At 72.1% G+C, this 4,834-nt stretch carries 5 protein-coding genes; 3 read left to right on the top strand and 2 right to left on the bottom strand.

The window, feature by feature from the left end:
- On the bottom strand, positions 1-855 hold an 855-nt coding region (locus ACWF94_RS33565), incomplete at its 3' end, for a sugar kinase (RefSeq protein WP_453497307.1).
- A gap of 173 nt (positions 856-1,028) precedes the next feature.
- Here ACWF94_RS33565 and ACWF94_RS33560 point away from each other — a divergent pair.
- Positions 1,029-2,315: an amino acid deaminase gene (locus ACWF94_RS33560; protein WP_453497304.1), complete on the top strand. Its 1,287-nt coding sequence runs from the start codon at positions 1,029-1,031 to the stop codon at positions 2,313-2,315.
- 52 nt (positions 2,316-2,367) lie between these two features.
- Positions 2,368-3,975, top strand: coding sequence for an N-acyl-D-amino-acid deacylase family protein (locus tag ACWF94_RS33555; protein ID WP_453497301.1), 1,608 nt, complete (start codon positions 2,368-2,370; stop codon positions 3,973-3,975).
- A gap of 109 nt (positions 3,976-4,084) precedes the next feature.
- On the opposite strand, the gene ACWF94_RS33550 is transcribed toward ACWF94_RS33555, so the two are convergent.
- Positions 4,085-4,309 (bottom strand): hypothetical protein, encoded by a 225-nt coding sequence (locus ACWF94_RS33550; protein ID WP_453497298.1) that lies wholly within the window; start codon positions 4,307-4,309, stop codon positions 4,085-4,087.
- A 224-nt stretch (positions 4,310-4,533) separates the two neighbouring features.
- Here ACWF94_RS33550 and ACWF94_RS33545 point away from each other — a divergent pair, with 224 nt between their 5' ends.
- Entirely contained in the window at positions 4,534-4,800 is a 267-nt protein-coding gene (locus ACWF94_RS33545; protein WP_453497295.1) for a chaplin, read from the top strand.
- Positions 4,801-4,834: the final 34 nt, after the last annotated feature.

Genomic DNA, 4,834 nt, shown 5'->3' with positions numbered 1-4,834 from the left:
CCCCGAACCCCGCGCCTCAAACGCCGGCGAGGCTGGGATTGCCTGCCCGGACGCCGGCGAGGCTGATTTTGCCGGCCCGGGCCCCAGCGCCTCAAACGCCGGCGGGGCTGGGTTTGGCTGCCCGGACGCCGACGGGGTTGATTTTGCGAACACCGTCGCGCCCTTCGCGCCCTGTTTGACGACGACGAGGTCCGGTTCGGGGAGGGCGGCGCGGATCGCGGTGGCGCCGTGGAGGCCCCAGGCCGCCTCCGCCTCGTCTTCGCCGACGAAGACGAGGTCGGCGCCGCGGGCGAGTTCGAGGAGGATCAGGGGGGCGGAGGGGGCGTGCCAGAGGTTGGGGCGGTGGTTGACGTCGAAGGAGACGAGGGGGCGGCCGGGGCGGCGTTCGGTGAGGTCGCGCATGAGGGCGAGGCAGTCGGCGGAGAGCGCGGCGGTGATGCCGGAGAGATGGAGGACGCGGGTGCCGGTCAGTTCCGCGTACGGGATGTTCCGGGGCGACATCGCGGAGGCCGCCGAGCCCGCGCGGTAGTAGACGACCTCGTGGGCGTCGGCTGCGCGGTCGGTCGCGGTGCGGAAGTAGATGCCGGTGGGCCGGTGCGGATCGCGGCCGACGGCGGAGGTGTCGACTCCGTACGCCGAGATCGTGTCGACCAGATGGTCGCCGAAGCCGTCGTCGCCGACCCGGCTGACCCACTTCACCCGGTGCCCGGCCGCGGCGAGCGCGCACGCCGCGTTGGACTCGGCGCCGCCGATGGCGCGGGTGAAGGAGGGGACGTCGGCAAGGCGGCCGGGCCGTGACGGCAGAAACGTGACCATGGATTCGCCGAGGCAGATGACGTCGAGCGTCGCGTCCATGGCTGCGGTTCCGGTCGGGCTGCTCACCCTGGGGCTCCTCGCGGGTCTGGGGCGGCCGGATCCATTGACCCGACGCTGCGCCGGATGTTAGACAGCATCGAGCGATATGCGCAATGCATGTTGCATATGTTGCAACGACTATCCTCAGGAAGATCACCTCTCAAGGAGGCACCTTGACCGCCGACCAGCTCGACCCGCTCGACCCGCTCCGGCACGAACGCGTCGACCACCGGTTCAAGGCCCTGCCCCCCGACGCCGAGGGCCTGACCGTCGCCGAGCTGGCCGCCGAGCGCCGCAATCTCTTCACGGGCGGCTTCACCACCCCCGTACTGGCACTGTCCGCCGAGTCCGTCGAGCACAATCTCGCGCTCCTCCAGACGTACTCGGAACGCCATGGACTCGTCTTCGCCCCGCACGGCAAGACATCGATGGCGCCACAGCTCTTCGCCCGCCAGCTTGAGCGGGGGGCCTGGGGCATCACCGCCGCCGTACCCCACCAGGCCCGGGTCTACCGCGCCCACGGCATCAGGCGGATCTTCCTCGCCAATGAGATGGTCGACGCCGCCGCCCTGCGCTGGCTCGCGGCCGAACTCGACGCCGACCCGGAGTTCCGCTTCATCTGCTACGTCGACTCCGTGCGCGGCGTCGAGCTGATGAACGAGGCTCTGACCGCCGCCGGCGCCACCCGCCCCCTCGATGTCGTCGTGGAGCTGGGCGCGGGCGACGGCGCCCGCACCGGGGCCCGTACGGAGGCGGAGTGCGCCGCGATCGCCGACGCCGTCGCCGCCGCCCCCGCGCTGCGGCTCGTCGGGGTCGCCGGGTACGAGGGCGAGGTCCCGGACGCCGACGGCGAGCGGGTCCGCGCGTGGCTGCGCCGACTGGTCGCCCTCACCGCCGGCTTCGACGCGGCGGGCCGGTTCACGGACGTCGACGAGATCGTGCTCAGCGCGGGCGGCAGCGCCTGGTTCGACGCGGTCGCCGATGTGTTCGCGGACGTACCCGAGCTGACCCGGCCCGTACTGAAACTGCTGCGCTCCGGCGCGTACATCTCCCATGACGACGGTCACTACCGCCATCTCACCCCCTTCAACCGGGTTCCCGACGAGGGCGCGCTCCAACCCGCGTTCCGGCTGTGGGCGCAGGTCGTCTCCCGCCCCAGCGCCGAGCAGGCGTTCGTCAACGCGGGCAAGCGGGACGCGGCGTACGATCTCGACCTCCCCGAGGCGCAGGCCGTCCGCGACGGCCGTACCGGCGAGGTACGCCCAGCCGACGGCATCACCGTCAGCGGCCTCTCCGACCAGCACGGCTGGGTGCGTACGGCCCCGGACGCGCGGCTGGAGGTCGGCGACTGGATCGGCATGGGCCTGTCCCACCCCTGTACCGCCTTCGACAAGTGGCAGCTGATCCCGCTGGTCGAGGCGGACGGCACGGTCACCGACTACATCCGTACGTACTTCTAGACCCGTACGTACTTCCAGACACTTCTAGACACTTCTGGACAGGGGAAGCCCGATGGACCTCGTCATCCGGGACACACATGTCATCGACGGCAGCGGCAGCGCGTCCTTCCGCGCCGATGTCGGTATACGGGCCGGGCGGATCGCCGCGATCCGCCGCGAGGGCGACCCCGCCCTCTCCGGCACCCGAACGCTCGACGGAGCCGGACTCGCCCTGTCGCCCGGGTTCATCGACATGCACGCCCACAGCGATCTCGCCCTCCTGCGGGACCCGGCGCACGAGGGGAAGGCCGCCCAGGGGGTGACGCTGGAAGTCCTCGGCCAGGACGGTCTGTCGTACGCCCCGGTCGACGACCGCACCCTGGAGAGCGTCCGCACCTCGATCAACGGCTGGAACGGCGGCGGCCCCGGCGACGACTCCGTGGACTTCGACTGGCGCACGGTCGGCGAGTACCTGGACCGCCTCGACCGCGGCATCGCCGTCAACGCGGCCTATCTGATCCCTCAGGGCACGGTACGGATGTACGCGGTCGGCTGGGACGACCGCCCGGCCACCGACGCCGAGCTGACCCGGATGAAGCAGCTCGTCGCCGAGGGCCTGGAGCAGGGCGCCGTCGGCATGTCGTCCGGGCTGACGTACACCCCCGGCATGTACGCCAAGAACGCCGAGCTGACCGAGCTGTGCCGGGTGGTGGCCGAGTACGGCGGCTACTACTGCCCGCACCACCGCTCGTACGGCGCCGGGGCCCTGGAGGCGTACGAGGAGATGGTGGGCCTGGCCCGGGACGCGGGCTGTGCGCTCCATCTCGCGCACGCCACCATGAACTTCGGGGTCAACAAGGGCCGGGCGGGCGATCTGCTCGCGCTGCTCGACAGGGCGCTGGCCGACGGTGCGGACATCTCGCTGGACACCTACCCGTACACCCCCGGCTCGACCACGCTGGCGGCGGTGCTGCCGAGCTGGGCGGCCGAGGGCGGACCCGAGGCGCTGCTGGCCCGGCTCGCCGACGACGAGACCGCCGAGCGGATCCGCCACCATCTGGAGGTGGTCGGCTCCGACGGCTGCCACGGCGTGCCCATGGAGTGGGAGACCATCGAGATCTCCGGTGTCTCCGACCCCGCGCACACCGCCTACGTCGGCAGGACGATCGAGGAGAGCGCCCGGGACCGGGGCGAGGCACCCTGGGTGACCGCCCGGCGGCTGCTGATCGGGGACCGGCTCGGCTCGTCGATCCTCCAGCACGTGGGCCATGAGGACAACGTCCGGGCGATCATGCGCCACCGGGTGCACACCGGCGGCAGCGACGGCATCCTCCAGGGCGCCAAGCCGCACCCCCGTGCGTACGGCACCTTCGCGCACTATCTCGGCCGGTACGCGCGGGAGCTGGGCATCCTCTCGCTGGAGGAGACCGTCGCCCATCTCACCTCGCGCCCGGCCGCCCGGCTGCGGCTGCCCGACCGGGGACTGGTCCGCGAGGGCTACCGGGCGGACCTCGTCCTCTTCGACCCGGCGACGGTCGCCGCCGGGTCGACCTTCGAGGCCCCCCGTACGCTCCCGACCGGTATCCCGCATGTGCTGATCGACGGCCGCTTCGTCATGGAGGACGGCGTCCGTACGGATGTGCTGGCGGGCCGCTCGGTCCGGCGCACCCCTCAGGGCTGATCAGCGGCCGGGGTTCAAGTGGCCGGGTCCCACGTGGCCGGGTCCCAACAGCGGCGGGTCTCACGTGGCCAGGTCTCAACAGCGGCGGGTCCCACGTGGCCGGGGCCGATCAGCGGCCGGGCAGCAGCTTCCCGGCGACATCGGTGACGGGTGCGAGCACCCCGCCCGGCGGCGGCTTGACGAGATTGCGGTCCACTTCACCGGCCGCGGTCGGGGTGGACCGGTGCTGGGCGGGGGTGGGGGCGGCGTGGGCCGCCTGGGCCGCGGTCGTCGCCGAGACGGCCATGGCGCAGGCGGCGACCGCGACGGCGGCGGCGTTCTGGTAACGGTTCATGCGCTGTGCAACGGCCCGGACAGCCGCCGGGTCACGGCTCAAAGGCCCCCGCCGGGGCCCGCCGGGCGCCGATCAGCGCCGCCGTACGCGGGGTTCGGGCACCCCGCTGATACGTCATGCGCGCACAGTTTGGTTCAGATCCGTTACCGCCAAAGGGTTAGGGCGTTGAAGGAGCATAAGGCCGCAAGCCCTGCGGCCGAGTTCTGAATCTGCAAGGAGAACTGATGTCGCGTATCGCGAAGGCCGCTGCCGTCGTCGCCGGCTCGGGTGCCATCCTGGCGGGCGGCGCCGGTATGGCCGTTGCCGACGCCGGAGCGCACGGCGCTGCCGCCCACTCCCCCGGTGTTCTGTCGGGCAACCTGCTCCAGGTTCCCGTGCACGTCCCGGTCAACGTCTGCGGCAACACCGTGAACGTGATCGCGCTGCTGAACCCGGCGTTCGGCAACACGTGCGTGAACGCCTCGGGCGGCCACGGCGGCTACGGCCACTGAGCGTCACCACCCCGAGCACCGCGGCCTCCCCTTC

Source organism: Streptomyces sp. NPDC055078, assembly GCF_053607985.1.
This window is presented reverse-complemented; position numbering and strand designations above follow the sequence as displayed.

Bases quoted from the DNA above. Each gene is read 5' to 3' on its own strand.
- ACWF94_RS33555 (WP_453497301.1), top strand. From the start codon at position 2,368: ATGGACCTCGTCATCCGGGACACACATGTCATCGACGGCAGCGGCAGC.
- ACWF94_RS33545 (WP_453497295.1), top strand. From the start codon at position 4,534: ATGTCGCGTATCGCGAAGGCCGCTGCCGTCGTCGCCGGCTCGGGTGCC.
- ACWF94_RS33550 (WP_453497298.1), bottom strand. From the start codon at position 4,309: ATGAACCGTTACCAGAACGCCGCCGCCGTCGCGGTCGCCGCCTGCGCC.